Here is a 24,017-nt window from a genome sequence, read left to right as displayed (position 1 = left end):
TCCCTGCGCAGTCCGGCCGCTCGTTCCGCCTAGTCTTCCCCGCATGGCTGCGGCTCAGGGACGATTTTCAGATGGCGCTGACGGTGTGGACAGCGCGAAGGAGAGCTCCGTCCCGCTCCCGTTCCGGCGGGCGGTCGACGGCTTGAAGAAGGCGCGGCTGCGGCAGGGGATCGAGATCGACCCCACCAAGCCGCCGCAGAGACTCGCCCCGTACGCCTACGCGCTGGAGGCGGCGGTCGTCGACGGCGAGGACGACCTGGCCGACGGCCGGCTGATCCTGCTGCACGATCCGTCCGGGCACGACGCATGGCAGGGCACCTTCCGCCTGGTGACGTTGGTACGGGCGGAACTGGAGCCGGAGATGGCCGCGGACCCGCTCCTCCCCGAGGTGTGCTGGTCCTGGCTGACGGGGGCGCTGGAGGCGCGCGGGCTGACGTACGGCGAGCCCAGCGGGACGGTGACCATGGCGAGCTCGCACTATTTCGGCGGGCTCTCGGAGCGGCGGCCGGCCACTCAGATCGAGATCAGGGCCTCGTGGACGCCGCGCGAGGGGGTGGGCGGGGTGCCGGACACCTCGGCTCACCTGTCGGCCTGGTGCGAGCTGCTGTGTCAAATCGCGGGGCTGCCGCCGGTCGGCCCCACCGACACCGTCACCGGCGTGGTGTCCCTGCCACAGCGGCGCGGTCCGCACCACCCGTAGTCAAGGGGCCGCTCGGCCGCACCGCGGGCCCCGTCCGGGGGCTCCCCGGGGTGGCGCCCCGGGTCGGGTCGACCGATCGAGCCCGCATCGGAGTGCCAGAACGTGCATTCGTTGCGGGCTTCTGATCATCCATTGATCGATCGTGCGTCCGAATTGCCCGAATTGTTACTCACCAAATCGTGATCATTCCCTAAAGCCGGGCGGGTGACGTGCCGAAGGAGTCAATGACCATCAGCACGGAGCGCACCGGCTTCCCTTCCCCCGGCCGAGACGTTCCGCCACTCCCCCAGGAGGCCTAGGTGTCCGTTCTTCTCGAGCAGCCCGCAAGCCTGGTCGCCTACCGCCCGAACAAGCCGACGGCCATGGTCGTCGTGGCCGACCCGCGCGTCCGTTCCACCGTGACCCGCCATCTGTGGGCCCTCGGAGTACGTGATGTGATCGAGGCGTCGTCCATCGCGGAGGCCCGCCCCCGCGTCGGCAGCCCGCGCGACATCTGCGTGGCCGACGTACACCTGCCCGACGGTTCCGGTCTCACCCTGCTCTCCGAGACCCGTGCCGCCGGCTGGCCGAACGGCCTGGCCCTGTCCGCCGCCGATGACATCGGCGCCGTCCGCAACGCCCTCGCGGGCGGAGTGAAGGGCTACGTCGTCACCGGCACCCGGACCAACATCGGGCTCCCCACCCGGCCCGGCGCCGCCCCCATCGGTGCCGCCGCCGCCCGCATGCACCGCCGCCCCCCGGGTGCCCCGAGCCACCCGGGCGGCTACCGAGAGCTCTCCGGCCGCGAGGTCGAGGTCCTGCGCCTCGTCGCGGAGGGCCAGTCCAACAAGGCCATCGGCGTCTCGATGGGCCTGTCCGCACTGACCGTGAAGTCCCACCTCGCCCGGATCGCCCGCAAGCTGGGCACCGGCGACCGGGCCGGGATGGTCGCCGTCGCCCTGCGGACCGGAATCATCCACTGACCCCGCCCGGTGGCTCCCGGGGGACGTCCCGGGGAAACCCCCGGGACACGTTCGAGCCCACCCCGTCCTCTCCCTCCCGCCGCACCCCGTCCCCACCCCCGCGCTTCACCAGGTCTCACCCTCGCGCCCGTCGCCGGAACGTTCCGGCGACGGGCGCGCCACATCCACGGATACCCTTGACCGGTGACCGACGCCCAAGAGACCGCAGCACACCTGCGCACCACCACCGGGGGCGGCCCCCCGGACGAAGAGGTTTCGTCCGATGGGTTGCCCGTTCCCTTGCTGGAGCCCCGCGAGGGCATCCCCCCGGTGGTCGCCGACGCGGAGTCCCTCGCCGAGGTGGTCGCGGCCTTCGCCGCGGGCACCGGCCCCGTCGCCGTCGACGCCGAGCGCGCCTCCGGCTACCGCTACGGGCAACGCGCCTACCTGGTGCAGTTGCGCCGCGAAGGCGCGGGATCGGCGCTGATCGACCCGGTCGGCTGCCCCGACCTCTCCAGCCTTGGCGAGGCGCTGTCCGGCACCGAGTGGATCCTGCACGCCGCCACCCAGGACCTGCCGTGCCTGCGCGAAATAGGCATGGCCCCCACCTCCTTGTTCGACACCGAACTGGCCGGCCGGCTGGCGGGCTTCCCGCGGGTCGGACTCGGCGCGATGGTCGAGAGCGTGCTCGGCTACACGCTGGAGAAGGGCCACTCCGCCGTCGACTGGTCCACCCGCCCCCTCCCGGAGCCGTGGCTGCGCTACGCCGCCCTGGACGTGGAACTGCTGGTGGACCTGCGGGACGCGCTGGAGAAGGAACTGGACCGGCAGGGCAAGCTGGACTGGGCCCACCAGGAGTTCGACGCCATCGCCTCCGCCCCGCCCGCGCCCCCGCGCAAGGACCCGTGGCGCCGCACCTCCGGCATGCACAAGGTGCGCCGCCGCCGGCAGATGGCCGTCGTGCGCGAGCTGTGGGAGTCCCGCGACCGGATCGCGCAGCGGCGCGACGTGTCCCCCGGCAAGGTGCTGGGCGACGCGGCGATCGTCGAGGCCGCGCTGGCCATGCCGCTCAACGCGAGCGCGCTGTCCGCCCTTCCCGGCTACGGGCAGCGGATGGGCCGGCGCCAGCTGGAACAGTGGATGGCCGCGGTGGACCGGGCCAAGGCGCTGTCCGAGAACGAACTGCCTCAGCCGGGCGCGACCCCGGCCGGCCCGCCGCCGCCGCGTTCCTGGGCCGACAAGGACCCGGCCGCCGCCGCCAGGCTCTCGGCGGCCCGGGCCGCCGTCACGGCGCTCGCCGAGGGGCTGAACCTGCCCCAGGAGAACCTGATCACCCCGGACACGGTCCGCAGACTGTGCTGGGAGCCGCCGCAGCGCCTGGAGGCGGACACGGTGTCCGAGGCCCTGGCGGCCCACGGAGCCCGGACCTGGCAGATCGAGCAGGTGACCCCGGCGCTGGTCGAGGCGCTCGCCGCCACCGACTGACCCCTGGACGACGAAGGAAGCCCCCCGGCCCCGGCCGGGGGGCTTCCTTCGTCACCGCCGCCGATGAGAGCCGGCGGCGGGAGTGTGACCTTCGCCGCTCCTCCCGGAGAGGGTGTGCACATTGGTTACCCGCAAGTAGCATGGGGCAGGTGAGCGGGCGCTCAGCAAACAACGCCGACCGCGCCCCCGCGCAGCAGTGCACACCCGCACCTGGAGGAGAGCCAACGTGCCTCGTACCGTCAGGGACGTCGTCTTCGTCGACGGCGTCCGCACCCCGTTCGGCAAGGCGGGCCCGAAGGGCATCTACAACGGGACCCGCGCCGACGATCTCGTCGTCAAGGCGATCCGGGAGCTGCTGCGCCGCAACCCGGACCTGGACCCCGCGAAGATCGACGAGGTCGCCATCGCCGCGACCACGCAGATCGGTGACCAGGGTCTGACCCTGGGTCGCACCGCCGGCATCCTGGCGGGCCTCCCGCAGTCCGTGCCCGGCTACTCCATCGACCGCATGTGCGCCGGCGCGCTGACCGCCGTGACCGCCGTCGCGGGCGGCGTGGCCTTCGGCGCGTACGACGTCGCCCTCGCGGGCGGTGTCGAGCACATGGGCCGCCACCCCATGGGTGAGGGCGTCGACCCGAACCCGCGCTTCGTCTCCGAGAAGCTGGTCGACGAGTCCGCCCTGTTCATGGGCATGACCGCCGAGAACCTGCACGACCGGTACCCGACGATCACCAAGCTCCGCGCCGACGAGTACGCCGTGCGCTCGCAGGAGAAGGCCGCCAAGGCGTACGCCGACGGCAAGATCCAGCAGGACCTGGTCCCGATCTCGGTGCGCAACACCAACGAGGCCGCCGGCGAGACGGGCTGGGGCCTGGTCACCACCGATGAGCCGATGCGTCCGGGCACCACGCTGGAGAACCTGGCCGGCCTGAAGACCCCGTTCCGTACCCACGGCCGGGTCACCGCGGGCAACGCCGCCGGTCTCAACGACGGTGCCACCGCCGCGATCATCGCGTCCGAGGACTTCGCCCGGGAGAACAACCTCCCGGTCAAGATGCGCCTGGTCGCGTACTCCTTCGCCGGTGTCGAGCCGGAGGTCATGGGCTACGGCCCGATCCCCGCCACCGAGAAGGCCCTGGCCCAGGCCGGTCTGACGATCGATGACATCGGTCTCTTCGAGGTCAACGAGGCGTTCGCGGTCCAGGTCCTCGCGTTCCTGGAGCACTACGGCATCGCCGACGACGACTCCCGCGTGAACCAGTACGGCGGCGCCATCGCCTTCGGTCACCCGCTCGCCTCCTCCGGCGTCCGTCTGATGACGCAGCTGGCCCGCCAGTTCGAGGAGCAGCCGCACGTCCGCTACGGCCTGACCACCATGTGCGTCGGCTTCGGCATGGGCGCCACGGTCATCTGGGAGAACCCGAACTTCAACGCCGAGGGAGACTCCAAGTGAGCACCACCGCTGAGCTCCTGAAGGGCGCGGCCGAGCTGTTCCCGGACGAGGTCGTCACGTCCGCGCACGTCCGCCACCTGGACCTGCCGTTCGGCGCCGGGCGCTTCGCGCTCATCACGCTGGACAACGGCTTCGACCACACCAAGCCGACCACCTTCGGCCCCCAGTCCCTCGCCAACCTGAACGCGGCGATCGACCAGGTCGAGCAGGAGGCCCTCGCGGGCTCCATCGTCGGCGCGGGCATCACTGGCAAGCCGTTCATCTTCGCGGTCGGCGCCGACCTCAAGGGTGTCGAGCTGCTGAAGAAGCACGACGAGGCGCTCGCCATCGGCAAGGGCGGCCACGACGTGTTCAAGCGCCTGTCGGCGCTGGCCGTCCCGTCCTTCGCGTACTACAACGGCGCGGCCATGGGCGGCGGTGTCGAGGTGGGCCTGCACTGCACCTACCGCACCGTCTCCAAGGCCATCCCGGCCTTCTCGCTGCCCGAGGTCTTCCTCGGTCTGGTACCGGGCTGGGGCGGCTGCGCCCTGCTGCCGAACCTGATCGGCGCGGACCGCGCGGTCTCGGTGATCATCGAGAACTCGCTGAACCAGAACCGCCAGCTCAAGGGCAAGCAGGTCTTCGAACTGGGCATCGCCGACGCCCTGTTCGAGGGTGCCGACTTCCTGGAGCAGTCGCTGATCTGGACGGCGAACGTCCTGAACGGCGCCACCGAGGTCGTACGGGCCGACGTGGACCGCGCCGAGGGCTGGGACGCGGCCGTCGCCCGCGGCCGCGCCATCGCGGACTCCAAGGTGCACGGTGCGGCCCCGGCCGCCTACCGGGCGCTGGAGATCATCGAGGCGGCCAAGGACGGCGACCTGCAGAAGGGCTTCGACGCCGAGGACGCGGCCCTGGCCGACCTCATCATGGGCGGCGAACTGCGCTCCGGCATCTACGCCTTCAACCTGGTCCAGAAGCGCGCCAAGCGCCCGGCCGGCGCCCCGGACAAGTCCCTGGCCCGTCCGGTCACCAAGGTCGGCGTCGTCGGCGCGGGCCTGATGGCCTCGCAGCTGGCGCTGCTCTTCCTGCGCCGCCTGGAAGTGCCGGTGGTCCTCACCGACATCGACCAGGAGCGCGTGGACAAGGGTGTGGGCTACGTCCACGCCGAGATCCAGAAGCTGCTCGGCAAGGGCCGCATCAACCAGGACAAGGCCAACCGCCTGACCGCCCTGGTGAGCGGTGTCCTGGACAAGGCCGAGGGCTTCGCGGACGCGGACTTCATCATCGAGGCCGTGTTCGAGGAGATGTCCGTCAAGCAGAAGGTGTTCGCGGAGGTCGAGGCGGTCGCCCCGGCGCACGCGATCCTCGCCACCAACACCTCCTCGCTGTCGGTCTCCGAGATGGCCTCGAAGCTCCAGCACCCGGAGCGCGTGGTCGGCTTCCACTTCTTCAACCCGGTCGCGATCCTCCCGCTGCTGGAGATCGTCCGCGGTGAGCAGACCGACGACGCCTCCCTGGCCACGGCCTTCGGTGTCGCGCGGAAGCTGAAGAAGACCGCGGTCCTCACCAAGGACGCCCCGGCGTTCGTGGTGAACCGCATCCTGACCCGCTTCATGGGCGAGATCCAGAACGTCATCGACGAGGGCACCCCGGTGGTCACCGCCGAGAAGGCGATCGAGCCGCTCGGCCTGCCCATGTCGCCGCTGGTGCTCCTGGAGCTCGTGGGTCCGGCGATCGGCCTGCACGTCTCGGAGACCCTGAACCGCGCCTTCCCGGAGCGCTTCACCGTCTCCCCCAACCTCAAGCGGGTCGTCGAGGCGGGCAAGCGCGGCTTCTACGTCTACAACGCGGAGAACGGCTTCAAGCCGGAGCTCGACCCCGAGGTCGCCGCGCTCCTGGTCCAGGGCGACAGCGTCCTGACCGAGGAGCAGGTCCGTGACCGCGTCCTGGACGCGGTGGCGCAGGAGATCGGTCTGATGCTGGAGGAGGGTGTCGTGGCCGAGGCCCAGGACATCGACCTCTGCCTCATCACCGGCGCCGGCTGGCCCTTCCACCTGGGCGGCGTGACGCCGTACCTGGACCGCGAGGGTGTCTCGGAGCGGGTGAACGGCAAGAAGTTCCTCGCCCCGGGTCTGGCGAGCGTCCCGGTCTGACCGTCGCGTCCCCGACGCGCGTGACGGACGCCCGTCCCCCGAGCGGGGGCGGGCGTCCGCCGTTTCCGCCGACTCCGCCGTTTCCGCCGGTGGCGGGGCCCCGCGGGGTCTTGCACGGGGGCGGCGACGTCGGCTCGTACGGGGGCCGGCAGAATGTCTGCATGGCGGATGACACGACACTTTTCAGCCGCCGGACCCTGATGTTCGGCGGCGGCGCGGTCGCCGCCGGGTTGGCCGCGAGCGGTCTGACGTGGGCGCTCTCGTCGGAACCGGACGAGCCCGACCAGGAGGAGCCCGACCCTCAGCCGACGGCCGGGGACTTCGACATGCGGACGGGCGCCGAACTGCTGGCGCCGACGCCGCTATTCAATACGACGGGTCCGCAGTCGTTCGCCTTCGACGATGCCAACGGTTTGGTCTACACCCTTCAGACCATGCAAAGCGGCATTCGACTGGAAGACGAGTCGGAGCCACTCGCTTCCGGCGACCGAAAGACCGCCGGCGATATGTGCCTGACCCGGTTGAGCAGTACGGGGATATCTCTCGGGCACATGTATCTCCGCGGCTTCGGGCATGGAATTTCCTTCGGTGTCGAGCCCGCCGGCAAGCACACCTACATATGGGTGGAGAGCAGGCCCGACGCGGACAGCGGCTACGGAACGCAGGTCGCCCGTGTGCTGTTCGACGACGGTGGTGTGGTCGACGGGTCCGACCGGCGGGTCCCGCACTACGATCCGGTCCCGGGCGCGTCCGACGTGTCCCCCGCGCTCGACCTGGCGGGTGGGCGCGTGCTGGTGAGCCACGAGTTGGACGGGGAACACCGGCTGTCCGTGTACGGGATGGCGGACTTCCTCGCCGGTCGCTTCGACCCCGTGCACGCCGTGCGGGCCGGTGTCCAGGTGAAGGAAGAGGAGTGGTTCCAGGGCTGCGCCCTGCACGGGAACTTCGTCTACATCCTCACCGGCCGCCCGTACACGACCAAGGACGGGAACAATCCGCGGAAGTCCGGCGGAAACACGCACGTCTCGGCGATCGACATTCGTACGGGGCGCGCTCAGGGCCGACACAAGGTCACCGTGGCACCGGATCTGCCCTTCCGGGAGCCGGAGGGAATGGCGATCGGTTCCGCGGATTCCCGCCCCGCATTGTGCGTGGGCTTTTCCATCAAGGCGGAAGACCGGCGCGAGCTGACGGTGTATCGCTTTACGGGGTGAACAATCGGACCTTGAGGGACGAAGGCCACAGGTGTGCCCACAAGAGCCACCAATCATTGGCCCGAGCGTCACCTCGTGTTCTTAACTCGTCCATACGGCTGCTTATACTACTGCGACACTTCCGCCGAATCTCAACACCTCCACGGGGAGGCCTCCCACGATGGGCCCCAAACGACTGCACGCCGTCACCGGCGTTCTGATCAGCGCCGGGCTCATCCTCAGCTTCCTCGGGATGATGGCGGCGGTCGCGACCGTCTCCCTGCCGATGTTCGCCTACTGCGCGGCCCTCAGCTACGCGGCCGACCTGATGCTGCACAGCACCGAGTCGACCACCCTGGAGCGGCTGCGCGACTCTCGCTTCGGCCTGACCATGCGCTTCCTGATCCGGCAGTTCCTGCTGCTGGGCCTGTGCGGGGCCATCGCCGACATCGAGTCGTTCGTGGCACAGATGACGACCATCGGCCTGCTCCTCCTGTTCATCCTGCAACTCGCCTACGGCGCGCTCCTCAAGCACGTCCGCAAGCAGCGCAACGAACTGCCCTTCACCACCCGCGGGCTGGACCTGGACGCGCTGGGCATCCGTCGCATGCCGCACCCGTTCCTGGTGGACAAGCACGTCCGCAAGACGCTGCACCTGGACATCCCCCTGGTGGCCGGGGCCCTCGCCACCATCGCGACCGACAACTGGCGCTGGGTCACGTACGGGATGATCATCACGGTCTTCCTCGCCTACCTGTCCCTCCTGGTGCTGCTGCCCGACGCGCGCAACGCGCTCAAGCTGCCCACCACCGACGAGGCCATCGACGAGCTGAACCACCAGCTGGCTGAATACCGCCCCCAGGTCGCCCTTTACTTCACCTTCGCCGCCATCTCCAAAGACTTCATGTACCAGGTGAACATGTGGTTGGAGGCCCTGGAGGCGTTGGACCTGCGGCCCCTCATCGTGCTGCGCGAGCGGGCCACCCTGCGCTACCTGGACGCCACGTCGGTTCCCGTCATCTGCGTGCCCAAGGCGGACAACCTCGCGCGCATCGAGATGCACGAACTCCGCGTCGCCCTCTACCCCGGCAACGCGGGCAAGAACGTGCACATGCTCCAGCGCGCCGAGGTCAAGCACGTCTTCATCGGCCACGGCGACAGCGACAAGCTCGCCAGCAGCAACCGCGTCAGCAAGGTCTTCGACGAGATCTGGGTGGCCGGCCGGGCAGGCCGCGACCGCTACGAGCGCATCAAGCACGCGGTGACGCACAACCAGATCGTCGAGGTCGGCCGGCCCCAGCTGATGCCCCTGCACCGCTGGACGGGCCGGGCCGTCAACCCCGTGCCCACCGTCATCTACGCCCCCACCTGGGAGGGCTGGACCGACGACGCCTGCTACACCTCGGTGCTGCCGGCCGGCGAGAAGCTGATCCAGGCGCTGCTCGACCACGAGCTCGACATCCGTGTGATCTACAAGCCGCACCCGCTGACCGGTTCCCGCTCGCCGCAGGCCGCCGCCGCGCACCGACGCGTCATCGCCCTCCTGGAGGAGGACAACGCCCGGCGCTTCGGCCGCAACGTGAGCGACTCCAAGGCCGCGAGCCGCAAGCTGGCCCGCCTCGACCAGCGCATCGCCGACCTCTCCGAGCGCGGTGTCCGTTCCCCGTACCCCGACCTCAGCGAAGAGGAGCGGACCGCCCGCATCCGGCGCAGCCGCAACCAGGCCGGGACCCTGTACTGGAGCGCGATGCCCGACGCCGCGCACCATGTGGTGACGAACCGGATCCCCGCGCTGTACGACTGCTTCAACCATTCCGACCTGCTCATCGGCGACATGTCGAGCGTGGTGTCCGACTTCGTCGCCACCCTCAAGCCGTACGCGATCTTCAACCTCGACGGTCTGCCGGACCAGGAGTTCCGCAACGAGCAGCGCACGGCGTACGCCTCGTACCTGCTCGACGCCGACTGCAACGGCCTGTCCGAGGCGATCGAGGCGATGCTGAACCCGACCGAGGACCACATGGCCCCCTACCGGGAGCAGCTCAAGGAGTACCTCCTCGGCGCGGAGTACCCGCCGTCGGTCGTTCGCTTCAACGACGCCGCGAACGATCTCTACCGTCGTGGAGTCGCCGACTTCCCGATCGAGTACCCGGAGCCGGCGCCCTTCCCCGCCTAGCCGGCGCACCCTGCCACGGCCGAATCACACCCGCCAGGCCGTGGCCCCCATCCCCAGCTCAGAGGAAGAAGGAGACCGTGCCGTCCAGTACCACCCCCCGCCGTACCATCGCCGTTGTTCTCGCAGGGGGGACCGGCCAACGCATCGGGCTCGAGATACCGAAGCAGCTGCTCAAGATCGCCGGTAAGTCGATCCTGGAGCACACGCTGCACATCTTCGAGTCCGCGGCCGACGTGGACGAGGTCCTCCTCCTCATGACGCCCGACCACGTGACGGAGGCCCGCCGCATCGTCGAGCACGCGGGCCTGACGAAGGTCTCCCGGGTGCTGGCCGGCGGAACGACGCGGAGCGAGACCACCCGCATCGCCATCGCCGCCGCCTCGCAGGGGCGGGAGGCCGACGAGCACATCAACCTGCTCTTCCACGACGCCGTGCGCCCGCTGCTCTCGCAGCGCGTGGTCCGTGAGTGCGTCGAGTCCCTGGAGCGCTACCAGGCCGTCGACGTGGCCATCCCCTCGTCCGACACTGTGATCGTGACGCGCACCCACGGGGACGACGGCGAGTTCATCACCGAGGTGCCGGACCGCTCCCGGCTGCGCCGGGGCCAGACCCCCCAGGGCTTCCGGCTGTCCACGATCCGCAACGCCTACGAGCGGGCGGCCGCCGACCCGTTCTTCCAGGCGACCGACGACTGCTCCGTGGTCGTCAAGTACCTGCCCGACGTGCCGGTCCACGTGGTCACGGGCGACGAGTACAACATGAAGGTCACCCAGCCGGTCGACGTGTTCATCGCCGACAAGCTGTTCCAGCTCGCCTCGCACGCCGCGCCCGCCCACGCCGACGAGGCCGCCTACCGCGAGCAGCTGTCCGGCAAGACGATGGTGGTGTTCGGCGGTTCGTACGGGATCGGCGCCGACATCGCGCGGATCGCCGAGAGCTTCGGTGCCCGGGTCTTCGCACTGGGGCGCTCCACCACCGGCACCCACGTGGAGAACCCCGACCACGTCGAGGCGGCGCTGGCCGAGGCGTACGCGCAGACCGGCCGGATCGACCACGTGGTGAACACCGCGGGCGTGCTGCGGGTCGGCCGGCTCGACGAGACGGACGACGACACGATCCGGCAGGCGCTGGAGGTCAACTACCTGGCCCCCGTGCAGATCGCGCGGGCCGCCCACAAGTACCTCGGCGAGACGCGGGGGCAACTGCTGCTGTTCACCTCCAGCAGCTACACCCGGGGCCGCGCGAACTACAGCCTGTACTCGTCGACGAAGGCCGCCATGGTCAATCTGACGCAGGCGCTGGCCGACGAGTGGGCCGAGGACCACATCCGCGTGAACTGCGTGAACCCGGAGCGCACCGCCACCCCGATGCGCGTCAAGGCCTTCGGCGAGGAGCCGACCGGTTCCCTGCTGAGTTCCGAGGCGGTGGCCCTGACCTCGCTGGACGTCCTGCTGTCCACGATGACCGGACACGTCGTCGACGTGCGCCGGCAGGACCCGACCACGAACGCGGCGCAGCGGTCCGCCTTCGAGGCGGCGCTGGCGGCGGTGCTGGTGCAGACGGCCGGGGACGAGGGAGTCTAGGCGTGACGTACGCACCCGGACCGGGCCAGGAGCACCGCCCGAGGATCTTCGTGGCGGGCGGGTCGAACTCGGTCCACCGGCCCTACAGCTTCCTGCCGATGGCGGGCTGGACCCAGGCGCTGCCGCTGTTCCTCAACGACGCGGTGGAGGTGGTGAACTGCTCCCGGGCACGAGCCAGCTCCAAGAGCTTCCGCGAGCGCGGCCGGCTCCAGTGGATCCTGGACACCATGCGGCCGGGTGACTACCTGCTCTTCGGTTTCGGGCAGACGGACTGGAAGCCGGACCCCGGCCTGCACACCGAGCCGTTCTCCACCTTCCTGGAGCACATGACGGCGTACGTCCACGGGACCCGCGAGCGGGGTGCGCACCCGGTGATCCTGCTGCCGTACGAGCGGCGGCGGATCGACCGGCACGGCAACGTCGCGCGCTTCCTCGGGGACTATCCGGTCGCCGCGCGGCAGTTGGCCGAGGACGAGCACGTACCGGTCGTCGACCTGTACGAGCAGAGCCTCCAGTGGTGGGAGGAGCTCGGGTCGGAGGCCACCAAGGCCGTCTTCACCTACCTGCGGCCGGGCGAACCCCTCCAGGAGCACGTGCTGGACGGGGACAACGTGCACCTGCGGGCCGAGGGCGCGATCGAGTGCGCGCGGTTCATCGCCCGCAGCATGCTGGAGCAGGGCGTGATCCCCGCGCACTGGGGCCGCGACCTCGACCGGACCCGTTTCTCGTACGAGGAGCTGGGCTGGCTGGACGAGGAGACCTTCTGGCACCGCACCAAGACCCGCGTGTCGAAGATGCCGGCGGTCCCGGCCGGCGCCCCCGCGAACAAGGAGTCCGGCGCGTGAACCACCTCCTCGGTCGGGGCCGGGCCCTCGGCTCGGATCCCTCCCAGGGCGCCGCCTACGCGGGCCTGTACTCCTCGGCGGACCCGCGACTCGGCGTGGCCCCCGGCGAGGTCGTCCAGTTCGGCCTCTCGGTCGCGGTGGACCGGACGGGCTCGCGCGGCTGCGCGTACCTCCTGGCCGCCCCGCTGACCGCCGCCGGCGAGATCGTCGGCCTCCAGGGGCTGGAGTACTTCCCCCGGCAGCGCTGGTTCCGGGTGCGCGCGGAGGCGGGTGAGACCGGTACCGGTGTCCTGCAGCTGCGGGCCGCCGAGAACGCCAAGGCCCCCCGGATCCGTCCCCAGATCATGGTGGGCGTCCCGGACGCGACCGGACGCAAGATGGTCCGCACCGCCCGACTCGACACCCAGGCCCTGCCGTTGCGCCGGCCCGCCGCGCGCGGCCTGCGCATCGCGACCGAGCCCAACACGCCCGGCGCGGTACACGTGCTGTCGGGCGCGCCCGCCGGGTCCGCGGCGATCTCCGTGACCCGGCCGGGGCACGGAGACGCGCAGCTGTCCTACGACGGGTGGGTGACCTACACGCCCGACCCGGGCTTCGTCGGGTACGACCGCTTCGCGTACGTGGTGGGCACCCCCGGGGCGGGCGAGCAGACCTCGCACGTCAACGTCTTCGTCGGCGGACTCGCCGCCACGCCGGGCGCGTTCCCGGAACACACGACGGACGTCGCCTTCCGCCCCTGGCAGTGGCCCGAGCTGACCGGCGAGATGCCGTGGCCCGTGCCCGCGCCCCAGCGGTCCCCGCAGAACTGAAGAGGATCACTCGACCATGAACACAGCCGTCGTGAACGTCACGGACGTGACGGTCGCCGTCCGGGTCCGCGATCAGGCCGCCGAACTCGACGCCTGTCTGGCCTCCCTCGTCGGCCAGTCGATCGGCACGGACCGGCTGGAGATCATCGCCGTCGACGACGGGTCCACGGACGACAGCGGATCCGTCCTGGCCAGGGCCGCGCACCAGTACCCCTTCCTGCGCATGGGCCTGATCGCCCACGGGCAGAGCCCGGCGGCCGCCCGCAACTGGGCGCTGAGTCAGGTGCGCGGACGGTACGTGATCTTCCTGGAGGCCTGCGACCGGCTGACGCCCGACGCCTTGGAGCGGATGGTCACGGCGGCGGACACCAACGAGGCCGACGTGGTGCTCGGGAAGCTGGAGAGCTCGGGCCGGCACACCGTCGCGACGTCGATGTTCCGCAAGAACCAGCCCTACACGGACGTGGACGCCTCCCGCGTCTACTGGTCGCTGACCCCGGACAAGCTGTTCCGCACCAGCATGCTCCAGCGGCGCGGGCTGGCGTTCCCCACCGACATGCTGATCGGCGACGACCAGGCCTTCACCGCCGCCGCGTTCATCGGGGCGGACAACGTCTCGGTCGTCGGCGACGCGACCTGTGTGGTCAAGGGGGCCTCGCCCGCGTCCCCGGCCGGGCTCGCGGACCGGGTGGCGCTGGTCTCGCGCATGCTGGCGCTGGTCGACGCGCAGGTGCCGCAGGGGCCGCGCCGGGACCGTCTGCACTCCCGCCACCTTGAGGTGGAACTCGGCAAGGCGACCGCGGCCGCGCTGTTGTCCGCGACGGACCCGACGGAGGCCGAGCAGGCCCTGTGGGCGGCGGCCGAGGTGCTGCGGACCCAGGCCCGCGCGGGGGCGCTCGCGCTGCTGCCGCGCACGCTCGCGGTGCGGTTCGCGCTGCTGGCGCAGGGCAGGATCGCCGAGGCCCGGTCGATGGCCGCCTTCGAGGCGGACAAGAACCGGCCGAGCGTCCGCAAGACGGTGGAGGGCGGCCGGGTGTACACCGGGCTGCCGTTCTTCCGCGATCCGCAGGTCGGCCTGCCGGACGAACTCTTCGACATCACCGATGACATGACGGTCAGTCACGAGTTGCAGAAGCTCCGCTGGGACGGGGCGATGCTGCTGCTCGACGGGTACGGGTTCTTCGAGCAGTTGTCGACGAAGGAGCGGGCCACCCGCGTGGTGCTGCGGGAGCGGGCCACCGGCGCCCAGGAGACGCACGCCGTGACCGCGCGGCGGGACGACACCCTCACCAACGCCAAGGGCAACGCGCGGGCGATGGGCCGTTTCTCGGCCCGGATCAACCTGGCGCAGACCGCGATCGGCCGGCCGCTCCCGCCGGGCATCTGGGAGGTGCACCTCGCCGTGAGTTTCGAGGGCGTGTCCCGGGAGGTGCGGCTCGGACCGAAGCGGGCGGCCGAGGTGGACACGACGGCCCGGATGCCGGTCCGCATCGCACCCTCGCCCGACGCCCCGGAGACGGAGCTGGTCGCGACGCCCTTCTACACCGAGTCGGGCGAGTTGTGCGTCGAGGTCTCTCAGCGGTTCCCGGTACCGGGTCGCGCCTGAGGGGACCCGACGGCGTCCCAGGGGCCGAAGACCAGCCCCTGGGCGGGGTCCTGCGACGTGCGGATCAGCGCGCCGTCCCGGTCGAAGGCGGCCACCACGATCCGCCCGGCCGCGTCGACGGCGGGCTGCGGGGACAGCGCGCCGTGACCGCCCAGGGAGGCCCTCCAGGTGCCGTAGCCCTCGTTCTCGGTGACGTAGGCGGTGAGTTCGACTCCGCCGTCCGCGCCGATGTGCGTGAGGACCGTGCAGTCGTAGCCGCCGAGCATCGTGCGGACCACGCCCGGCGCGCCCCGTCCGCCCGCGTCGCCGAGGCCCACCAGGGTTCCCTGGAGCCCCTGTTCACCTGCCCGCCAGGCGACCAGCGAGCCGTCGCCCGGGTAGCGCCAGAAGTACGTCGCCCGGCGGGGGCCCGTCTCGCACACGGCGACCGTGCCGGGGACCACGGGGGACGGAACCCGGTCGGCGTGCCGGAACCGACCCTGCCCCGCGCCCGTCCAGCGGTCGGCGCCGGCGGGGCCGAGGGCGAGGAGTTCCAGCGGGCCGCCCGCGGGCATCAGCGGGGTGACCCCGCCCTCGTAGGGGTCCGAGGACAGTTGCTTCCAACCACCCCAGACGCCCTCGGCGTTGCGGCTGCACCGCAGGATGCCCCCGTGGCGCAGGGACACGAGCACGTGCACGGAGCCGGAGCGCTGGTTGACGGCGACGCGGGGCGGGCCGGTCGGCAGGTCGTCGGGGCCGCCGCGGACGTGGGGAACGCCGAGGCCACGCCAATCGGTGAGGGCGCGGCCGGACTGGAACTGGGTGGAGACGGCGATCTCCTGTCGGCCCGAACCGTCCCGGGCGGTGACCGGCGCGGCGAAGTGGACGTATCCCTCGCGGCTTCGGGCCATGGCCGCGTAGCCGGTCCACCCGGGAACCTCGAACCTCTCCGGGCCCGTCCACCCCGAGGCGGGGGCGGCGGCCTCGGTCCAGCGCAGCAGTCCGTCGGGCCCGCAGGCGTAGGCCGTCAGGCGGCCGTCGCCGCCCGTGAACAACCATGTTCCGGCCGGGGGTCGGACCGGCGGACGGGCCGGTCCGCCCGGGTCACCGGACGCCGCCCCGCGGGCGGAGAAAGCCGTCCGACCGGCGCTGTTGCCTCGCATCACGCCGTCCATCCGCCCTTCCGTCGAGTGCTGTCCGTCGTTCCTCCGACGGCCTTTCACCGAAAAGGACCAGCCACTCGAAAGCGTGTCCTATGATTCACCCCATCTATAATAGAAGGGCTCCGCCTCCATGATTGACCGGCCCTCGGCACCGGCCCCGGCCTCCTCCCCTGTCTCCCGGCGAAAGCCGCGGCGTGGCAGGCGCGTCCTGTGGATCGTGCTCTCGGTGGCGGCCCTGCTCGTCCTCGCGGTCGGCGGCGCCGGCTGGTGGACCTACAGCCACCTCAACTCGAACATCTCCAGCGTCGACCTGAACCAGGCGATCGGCGACAACCGCCCGAAGAAGGTCGTCGAGAACGCCCAGAACGTCCTGGTCCTCGGGTCCGATTCACGGGCCGGGGCCAACGGCGACCTCGACCACGGCGACGTCAGCGGTGCCCGCTCCGACACCGCCATGCTGGTGCACATACCCGAGGGCCGCTCCAGGGCCACCGCGGTGAGCATCCCCCGCGACACCCTGATCAGCCGGCCCGAGTGCAAGGACAACGACGGCGGCACCGCGCCCGCCGCGAAGCGGGTCATGTTCAACTCGGTCTACTCCCTCGGCGGCCCCGCCTGCGTCGTGAAGACCGTGGAGCAGCTGTCCGGAGTCCGCGTGGACCACTTCGTCGAGGTGGACTTCGCCGGCTTCAAGGGTCTGGTCGACGCCCTCGGCGGGGTCACCGTCACCCTCGACCAGCCGATGAGCGGCGCCAAGGGCGGCCTCAAGCTCGACGCGGGCACGCACCGGCTGGACGGCACCGACTCGCTGAAGTTCGTACGGACCCGCTACGGCTACGGCGACGGCAGCGACCTCGGGCGCATCGGCCTCCAGCAGCAGTTCATGCTCGCCATGCTGTCGGAGATCAAGAAGCAGGACGCCCTCGGCAACCCGACCCGGCTGTACAAGCTGGCCGACGCGGGGACCAAGTCGCTGACCACCGACTCCGATCTGGCGTCCCTCACCGCGCTGTCCGACTTCGCGCGGAGCATGAAGGCCGTGGACCCGGCGACGATGGAGACCATCATGCTGCCGGTGGCCTACGACAAGGTCGACCCGAACCGCGTGGTCGTCGCCGAACCGCAGGCCGGCCAACTGTGGGAGGCCCTGCGCACCGACCAGAAGGTCCCGGCATCGGCGAAGAAGTCCCCCGCCAAGGGCGGCACGGCCACGAAGGGCGGCACGGCCGCCAAGCCGTAGGCCGAATCGCTCCGCTAGCGCAGCACCGTGCGCCAGTCGTTGCTCGTCTCCCAGTGGCCCGGGGGGTACTCGAACGGGACCTCGCCGAGCAGGACGAAGCCGGCCTTGCGGCAGACGGCGTTCGACGCCCCGTGGTCGAGGGGCGGGAAGGCGTGCAGGTGGCGGCGCGTACCGTGCTCGGCCGCGTGGGCGACGAGGGTGCGGGCCGCCGCCGCGGCCACGCCGCGGCCCTGGTGTTCGGGCAGGATGCCCCAGCCCGTCTCGTAGACCTCCTCGTCCTTCCAGGTGCGCTCCCAGAAGCCGATGCTGCCCACGCTCTCGCCGTCGGCGACGACGCGGAACATCCGGCCGGCCGCCGGCTCCCGGGCGCTGAGGGCGAGGTAACGGCTCTGCCGGTCCCGGAGCTTGGCCTCGGACTCCGGACCGCCGAGGTGTGCGGTCATGACCGGCTCGTTCGTGCGGAGCAGCAGCCAGTGGTCGTCTTCCGCCCAGGCTTCCAACGTGATCTTCATGGCGCCCAGGCTAGTCACGGGACGCGCCGCGGGACAGGGTCGTGCGAGGACGTACGGACCGGGCCCCGGCGGGGCTGCTGCCCGCCGGGGCCCGGTCCGGGGATGCCTCTAGTGCTGCTCCTCGTGGTGCGGGTCGAGGCCCACTCCCTCGCCCCGGCCCAGTCGGCTGTGCTTGCGCCCGTACATGTAGTACACGGCGATGCCGATGAGCATCCAGACGACGAACCGCAGCCAGGTCTCGGCCGGGAGGTTGAGCATCAGCCACACCGAGGCGGCGATCGACACGATCGGCACGAACGGCACCCACGGGGTCCGGAAGGCCCGGTGCAGGTCCGGGCGGGTCCGGCGCAGGATGATCACGCCGAGGGCGACGACCACGAAGGCGAACAGCGTGCCGATGTTCACCAGGGTGGCGAGTTCGTTGATGCTGGTGAATCCGGCGACGATCGCGATGATCACACCGAGCAGGATCGTCGGCCGGTACGGGGTGCGGAACCTCGGGTGCGTGCGCGAGAAGAAGCGCGGCAGCAGGCCGTCACGGCTCATCGCGAAGAACACACGGGTCTGACCCAGCAACAGGATCATGCAGACGGTGGTCAGGCCCACCGCGGCGCCGAAGCTGATGATGCCTCCGTAGACCGGATGTCCGGCGGATTTGAAGGCGTCGGCCAGCGGCGCGCTCACCGACAGCTCGGTGTAGTGCTGCATGCCGGTCACCACGAGTGAGACCGCCACGTACAGCACCGTGCAGATCAGCAGCGAGCCGAGGATGCCGCGCGGCATGTCGCGCTGCGGCATCTTGGTCTCCTCGGCGGCGGTGGCGACCACGTCGAAGCCGATGAAGGCGAAGAACACGACGGAGGCCGCGGTGAAGATGCCCATGACGCCGAAGTTGGTCGGCTCGTAGCCGAAGATCAGCTGGACCAGTGGCGCGTCGAATCCCGCTCCGCCCTCCTGGGGCACCGCCTCGGGGATGAACGGCTTGTAGTTGCTGCCCGTGATGAAGAACAGGCCCGCGATGATCACGATGAGCACCACCGTGACCTTGATCGCGACGACGATCGCGGTGATGCGCGCCGACAGCTTCACGCCGATGACGAGGACGACCGTCAGGACCAGGACCAGGAGGAAGGCGAGCAGGTCGAAGGTGCCGCCCGGCACGTCCGGCCCCTCCAGGGCCGCGGGTAGATGGATGCCGGCGTTGTCCATCAACGAACGGACGTACCCGGACCAGCCGACCGCGACGACCGCGGTGCCCAGCGCGAACTCCAGCACCAGGTCCCAGCCGATGATCCAGGCGGGAAGCTCACCGATCGAGGCGTAGGAGAACGTGTACGCCGAACCGGCGACCGGGACGGTCGAGGCGAACTCGGCGTAGCACAGGGCGGCGAGCCCACACACGATGCCGGCGGCCACGAACGCCAGGGCGGTGGCCGGGCCGGCGTTCTCCTTGGCGACCTTGCCGGTGAGGACGAAGATGCCGGTGCCGATGATGACACCGACGCCGAAGACCATCAGGTCCCAGGAGGAGAGCGACTTGCGGAGGGCGTGTTCGGGCTCCTCCGTGTCGCGGATGGACTGTTCCACCGACTTGGTGCGGAAAGGACTGTTGCGATCCGTGCTCACCGACGCACCTCCGAAAGGTGACGCGTACGCGAAACGGGCCGGGAGGCCCACCCTTCAAGGGTGATCTCCCGGCCCGTGGGACGCAACCGCGCGTCGGGGGCTCGACGGCCCGTCGACTAGTCGACGGTGGCGGCCGGCTCGCTGTCGTAGCGCCCGTCCAGCTTGGCGACGAGGCCGGTCACCTGACGGGCGATGTCCGGGGCGGTCAGGCCGATCTCGGCCAGGATCTCCTTGCGCAGCGCGTGGTCGAGGAAGCGCTGCGGGATGCCGAAGTCCCGCAGCGGTACGTCGACGCCCGCGTCCCGCAGGGCCTGCGAGACGGCGGCGCCCACGCCGCCGGTGCGGCCGTTGTCCTCGACGGTGACGACGACCCGGTGCCGCTCCGCGAGCGGGGCCAGTGCCTCGTCCACGGGCTTGACCCAACGGGGGTCCACCACGGTCGTGGAGATGCCCTGCTTGTCGAGCAGATCGGCGATCTCCAGGCACATCGGGGCGAGCGCGCCGACGGATACGAGCAGTACGTCCGGACGGGTGACCTCGGGGGCCGGGGTGCGCAGCACGTCCATGCCGCCGATCCTGCCGACGGCCGGCACGGCCGGGCCGACGACTCCCTTGGAGTAGCGCACGACGGTCGGCGCGTCCTTGACCTCGACGGCCTCGCGCAGTTGGGCGCGCAGCTGCTCGGCGTCGCGCGGGGCGGCGAGCCGCAGGCCGGGCACGACCTGGAGGATCGACATGTCCCACATGCCGTTGTGGGAGGCGCCGTCGTCACCGGTGACGCCCGCGCGGTCCAGGACGAAGGTGACCCCGCACTTGTGCAGGGCGACGTCCATCAGCACCTGGTCGAAGGCGCGGTTGAGGAAGGTCGCGTACACGGCGAAGACCGGGTGGACCCCTCCGGTGGCCAGTCCGGCGGCCGAGGTGGCGCCGTGCTGCTCGGCGATGCCCACGTCGAAGATGCGCTCCGGGAAGGCGTCCGCGAACTTCTTCAGGCCGACGGGCTGGAGCATGGCCGCAGTGATCGCGACGATGTCCGCGCGCTCCCGGCCGAGCTTGACCATCTCGTCGGCGAAGACGGAGGTCCAGCTGGCGGCCGCCGTCTTGACCGGGAGGCCGGTGTCCGGGTGGATGACGCCGACCGCGTGGAAGCGGTCGGCCTCGTCCTGGACGGCCGGCTGGTAGCCGCGGCCCTTCTGGGTGAGGCAGTGCACGATGACCGGGCCGCCGAAGCGCTTCGCGCGCTGGAGCGCGGACTCCAGGGCCTCGATGTCGTGGCCGTCGATGGGGCCGACGTACTTCAGGCCGAGGTCCTCGAACATGCCCTGCGGGGCGATGAAGTCCTTGAGGCCCTTCTTGGCGCCGTGCAGGGTCTCGTAGAGCGGCTTGCCGACGACCGGCGTACGCTCCAGGAGGTCCTTGCCGCGGGCCAGGAAGCGCTCGTATCCGTCCGTGGTGCGCAGGGTGGCCAGGTGGTTGGCGAGGCCGCCGATCGTGGGACCGTACGAGCGCTCGTTGTCGTTCACCACGATGACCAGCGGGCGGTCCTTGGCGGCGGCGATGTTGTTCAGCGCCTCCCAGGCCATGCCTCCGGTCAGCGCGCCGTCGCCGATGACGGCGGCGACGTGGTGGTCCTCGCGGCCCAGCACCTCGTTGGCCTTGGCCAGGCCGTCGGCCCAGCCCAGCACAGTGGAGGCGTGGGAGTTCTCGATGACGTCGTGCTCGGACTCGGCGCGGGAGGGGTAGCCGGACAGGCCGCCCTTGGTGCGCAGGCCGCCGAAGTCCTGGCGGCCCGTGAGCAGCTTGTGGACGTAGGCCTGGTGGCCCGTGTCGAAGAGGACCTTGTCCTTGGGCGAGTCGAAGACCCGGTGCAGGGCGATCGTCAGCTCGACGACACCGAGGTTGGGGCCGAGGTGCCCGCCGGTCTTGGAGACGGCGTCGACGAGGAAGGACCTGATCTCGGCGGCGAGCTGTTCGAGCTCCTCCTGGCTGAGCCGGTCCAGATCGCGCGGTCCCTTGATGCGGGTCAGCAGCACCCGTGCCTCCTTGCAGTTGCTTGCTGGTCTGTCGAGTCTAATGTTCCGCTCGCGACGAGCGTCATCGGGCGGTACCGGGAGGGTCACGCCTTTGTCATACCTGTACACCTGATCGCCAAATCACACATCCCAAACGGGTGTATACCCGCACAGTTGTACCCACGAATGTACGCACGAGCGCCCGGCACCACTGGAAGTGGCACCGGGCACTGTGACGGGTCTTACCGCCGGGTACTGCCTGGGACAGAGGTCAGGCGCGTCCGGCCGTCTTCTGGGTCTTGCGGGTGACCGAGTCGATCACGACCGTGGCCAGCAGGACCGCACCCGTGATCATGTACTGGATCGGGGTGGCGATGCCCTCCAGGGCCAGACCGTACTGGATGGAGGTGATGACCATGACGCCCAGGAGGGCGTTCCAGGTCCGGCCCCGGCCACCGAAGAGGCTGGTGCCGCCGATGACGGCCGCGGCGATCACGTTCATCAGCAGGTCGCCGGCGCCGGCGCTCTGGTTGGCGGCCGCGATCTTGGAGGCCCAGAAGAGCCCGCCGACGGCGGCGAAGGTGCCGGCGATGGCGAAGACCGTGATCCGCACCCGGTTCACGTTGATGCCGGCGCGACGGGACGCCTCGACGCTGCCGCCGAGCGCGAACACCTGACGGCCGAAGGAGGTGCGGCGCAGGAGGAAGTCCGTGCCGACGAGGGCCAGCAGGAAGAGCACCACCGCGAGCGGCAGACCCTTGTACTGGTTGAACACGACGGCGGGACCGAAGGTGAACACCGCGAGGACGCCGGTGCGCAGCAGGATCTCGGTGAGCGGCCGGGCGGGGACGCCCGCCGCCTGTCGGCGCCGGTTGTCGAAGTAGGTGGCCAGGAAGTATCCGGCCACGGCCAGGGCCGCGAGGCCGTAGCCGACCGCCACGTCCGAGAAGAAGTACGTGGTCAGCTGACCGACCACGCCCTCGGAGTCGAGGTTGATGGTGCCGTTGCTGCCGAGGATCTGCAGCATGGCGCCGGACCAGAACAGCAGGCCCGACAGGGTGACGGCGAAGGCCGGGGCGCCGATCCGGGCGAAGAAGAAGCCGTGGATCGCGCCGATGAGGGCGCCGCCGGCGACGGCGGCGAGGATCGCGAGCCACTCGTTCACGCCGTGGGTGACGGCGAGGACGGCGACGATCGCTCCCGACACACCGCTGACCGAGCCGACCGAGAGGTCGATCTCGCCGAGCAGCAGCACGAAGATGATGCCGACGGCCATCATGCCGGTGGCGACCATCGTGATCGCGATGTTGGTCAGGTTCTCGGGGCCGAGGAAGTTCGAGTTCAGGCTCTGGAAGATGCTCCAGATGACGATCAGGCCGACGACGACCGGGAGGGATCCCAGGTCACCGGCCTTCATCTTGCGGCCGAACTCGCTCAGGTAGCCGGCGAAGCCCTGCTCGCGCACGAGCAGACGGGGGTCGACGGCCGGGATGGCGTCGGCCGCAGCCGCCGGGTTGACCGGGTCCACGTGCCCGACGCGGTCGGTCGGGCCCTTGTCCAGCGGTCCGGCGGCAGGGTTCTGGGTGCTCACTTGCGGGCCTCCCCGGTGCGGGCCGCCCGGCGGGTCACGGCGTTGTCCGTGGCACCGGTGATGGCGGAGATGATCTCTTCCTGCGAGGTGTCGGCGACACTGAAGACGCCGTTGTTGCGGCCGAGCCGCAGGACCGCGACCTTGTCGGCGACGGCCTTCACATCGGCCATGTTGTGGCTGATGAGGATGACGGCGTGACCGCGTTCGCGCAGCCGCTCCACCAGGTCGAGGACCTGCGCGGTCTGCTCGACGCCGAGGGCGGCGGTCGGCTCGTCGAGGATGACCAGCTTGGGCTCGCCGAGCATCGAGCGGGCGATGGCCACGGTCTGGCGCTGACCGCCGGAGAGCGAGGCGATCGGGATACGGACACTGGGGATCCGAATCGACAGGGTGGTCAGGAGCTCGCGGGCACGCCGCTCCATCTCCACCTCGTCGAGGATGCCGCGGCGCTTGAGCTCGCGGCCCAGGAAGAGGTTGCCGACGACATCGATGTTGTCGCACAGCGCGAGGTCCTGGTAGACCGTCGCGATGCCCAGGTTCTGGGCGTCGTGGGGCTTGCCGATGGAGACCGGGCGGCCCTCCCACTCGATGACCCCGTCATCGATGGGGTGCACGCCGGCGATGGTCTTGACCAGCGTGGACTTGCCGGCGCCGTTGTCGCCGACGAGGGCGACCACCTCGCCGGAGTGGATCTCGAGTTCTACGTCGGTCAGGGCCTGAACGGCGCCGAACCGCTTCGAGACCCCTCGCAACGCCAGCACGGGCGCAGCGGACACATGAACCATCTCCTTCGCCGCCTGACCGGCGGGGATGTCGTGCAAAAGAGCAGGAACGCGAATGGGGGGGTGGAGCGTGGGGGTGAAGCGTTGGGGTGGAGCGTTGGGGAAACGTTTCTGCCCGGCGCCCCGCGGTGGCGGGGAAGAGAGGGGCGGGGCGCCGGACAGGCGTGGGGGTCTGCTCGCCTCGAC

The 24,017-nt window shown here is 70.7% G+C and carries 18 protein-coding genes; 12 read left to right on the top strand and 6 right to left on the bottom strand.

Going from position 1 to position 24,017, the window contains the following annotated elements; genetic code table 11:
• Positions 1-43 precede the first annotated feature (43 nt).
• The 11 genes from ADK55_RS34380 (at position 44) to ADK55_RS34330 (ending at position 14,926) form a co-directional block, all read left to right on the top strand.
• Positions 44-700, top strand: a complete 657-nt coding sequence (locus ADK55_RS34380) for a DUF3000 domain-containing protein (RefSeq protein WP_053684722.1) — start codon at positions 44-46, stop codon at positions 698-700.
• A 299-nt stretch (positions 701-999) separates the two neighbouring features.
• Positions 1,000-1,662, top strand: coding sequence for a helix-turn-helix transcriptional regulator (locus tag ADK55_RS34375; protein WP_007267191.1), 663 nt, complete (start codon positions 1,000-1,002; stop codon positions 1,660-1,662).
• 183 nt (positions 1,663-1,845) lie between these two features.
• Positions 1,846-3,126 (top strand): ribonuclease D, encoded by a 1,281-nt coding sequence (locus tag ADK55_RS34370; RefSeq protein ID WP_053684720.1) that lies wholly within the window; start codon positions 1,846-1,848, stop codon positions 3,124-3,126.
• Positions 3,127-3,352: 226 nt separating this feature from the next.
• Complete coding sequence (locus tag ADK55_RS34365; RefSeq protein ID WP_053684718.1) at positions 3,353-4,579, top strand: thiolase family protein; 1,227 nt, start codon at positions 3,353-3,355, stop codon at positions 4,577-4,579.
• Positions 4,576-6,714: a 3-hydroxyacyl-CoA dehydrogenase NAD-binding domain-containing protein gene (locus ADK55_RS34360; RefSeq protein ID WP_053684716.1), complete on the top strand. Its 2,139-nt coding sequence runs from the start codon at positions 4,576-4,578 to the stop codon at positions 6,712-6,714. Before ADK55_RS34365 ends, ADK55_RS34360 begins: the two co-directional genes overlap by 4 nt.
• Before the next feature lie 161 nt (positions 6,715-6,875).
• Entirely contained in the window at positions 6,876-7,928 is a 1,053-nt protein-coding gene (locus ADK55_RS34355) for a signaling protein (protein ID WP_159041639.1), read from the top strand.
• A gap of 160 nt (positions 7,929-8,088) precedes the next feature.
• Complete coding sequence (locus ADK55_RS34350; RefSeq protein WP_053684712.1) at positions 8,089-10,083, top strand: hypothetical protein; 1,995 nt, start codon at positions 8,089-8,091, stop codon at positions 10,081-10,083.
• A gap of 77 nt (positions 10,084-10,160) precedes the next feature.
• Positions 10,161-11,666 carry a bifunctional cytidylyltransferase/SDR family oxidoreductase gene (locus ADK55_RS34345; protein ID WP_053684710.1) on the top strand — a complete coding sequence of 502 codons (1,506 nt, stop codon included), beginning with the start codon at positions 10,161-10,163 and terminating at the stop codon, positions 11,664-11,666.
• Positions 11,667-11,668: 2 nt separating this feature from the next.
• Positions 11,669-12,511: a rhamnogalacturonan acetylesterase gene (locus ADK55_RS34340; protein WP_053684708.1), complete on the top strand. Its 843-nt coding sequence runs from the start codon at positions 11,669-11,671 to the stop codon at positions 12,509-12,511.
• Positions 12,508-13,320, top strand: coding sequence for an Ig-like domain-containing protein (locus ADK55_RS34335; RefSeq protein ID WP_053684706.1), 813 nt, complete (start codon positions 12,508-12,510; stop codon positions 13,318-13,320). Before ADK55_RS34340 ends, ADK55_RS34335 begins: the two co-directional genes overlap by 4 nt.
• 16 nt (positions 13,321-13,336) lie before the next feature.
• Complete coding sequence (locus ADK55_RS34330; RefSeq protein WP_053684704.1) at positions 13,337-14,926, top strand: glycosyltransferase family 2 protein; 1,590 nt, start codon at positions 13,337-13,339, stop codon at positions 14,924-14,926.
• Here ADK55_RS34330 and ADK55_RS34325 read toward each other — a convergent pair.
• A complete protein-coding gene (locus ADK55_RS34325) occupies positions 14,896-16,068 on the bottom strand; it encodes a hypothetical protein (RefSeq protein WP_159041638.1) in 1,173 nt (390 codons plus the stop codon). The two genes, ADK55_RS34330 and ADK55_RS34325, sit on opposite strands and share 31 nt — an antisense overlap.
• 130 nt (positions 16,069-16,198) lie before the next feature.
• On the opposite strand from ADK55_RS34325, the gene ADK55_RS34320 reads away from it, so the two are divergent.
• Complete coding sequence (locus ADK55_RS34320; RefSeq protein WP_053684700.1) at positions 16,199-17,308, top strand: LCP family protein; 1,110 nt, start codon at positions 16,199-16,201, stop codon at positions 17,306-17,308.
• A gap of 14 nt (positions 17,309-17,322) precedes the next feature.
• Here the strand turns inward: ADK55_RS34320 and ADK55_RS34315 are convergent, their stop codons facing one another.
• The 5 genes from ADK55_RS34315 to ADK55_RS34295 all read right to left on the bottom strand — a co-directional run bounded on the left by ADK55_RS34315 (position 17,323) and on the right by ADK55_RS34295 (position 23,834).
• Positions 17,323-17,820 (bottom strand): GNAT family N-acetyltransferase, encoded by a 498-nt coding sequence (locus ADK55_RS34315; protein WP_053684699.1) that lies wholly within the window; start codon positions 17,818-17,820, stop codon positions 17,323-17,325.
• A gap of 108 nt (positions 17,821-17,928) precedes the next feature.
• Positions 17,929-19,446 carry an amino acid permease gene (locus ADK55_RS34310; protein ID WP_053684697.1) on the bottom strand — a complete coding sequence of 506 codons (1,518 nt, stop codon included), beginning with the start codon at positions 19,444-19,446 and terminating at the stop codon, positions 17,929-17,931.
• Positions 19,447-19,562: 116 nt separating this feature from the next.
• Positions 19,563-21,479, bottom strand: a complete 1,917-nt coding sequence (dxs, locus tag ADK55_RS34305; protein WP_053684695.1) for a 1-deoxy-D-xylulose-5-phosphate synthase — start codon at positions 21,477-21,479, stop codon at positions 19,563-19,565.
• Positions 21,480-21,729: 250 nt separating this feature from the next.
• Entirely contained in the window at positions 21,730-23,019 is a 1,290-nt protein-coding gene (locus tag ADK55_RS34300; RefSeq protein WP_053684864.1) for a sugar ABC transporter permease, read from the bottom strand.
• A gap of 26 nt (positions 23,020-23,045) precedes the next feature.
• Entirely contained in the window at positions 23,046-23,834 is a 789-nt protein-coding gene (locus tag ADK55_RS34295; protein ID WP_053684862.1) for an ATP-binding cassette domain-containing protein, read from the bottom strand.
• Positions 23,835-24,017: the final 183 nt, after the last annotated feature.

Origin of the sequence: Streptomyces sp. WM4235 (genome assembly GCF_001279725.1) — a bacterium.
Taxonomy (GTDB): Bacteria; Actinomycetota; Actinomycetes; order Streptomycetales; family Streptomycetaceae; genus Streptomyces.
Note: the sequence above shows the minus strand (reverse complement) of the source record. Positions and strands in the feature narration are given on the sequence as shown.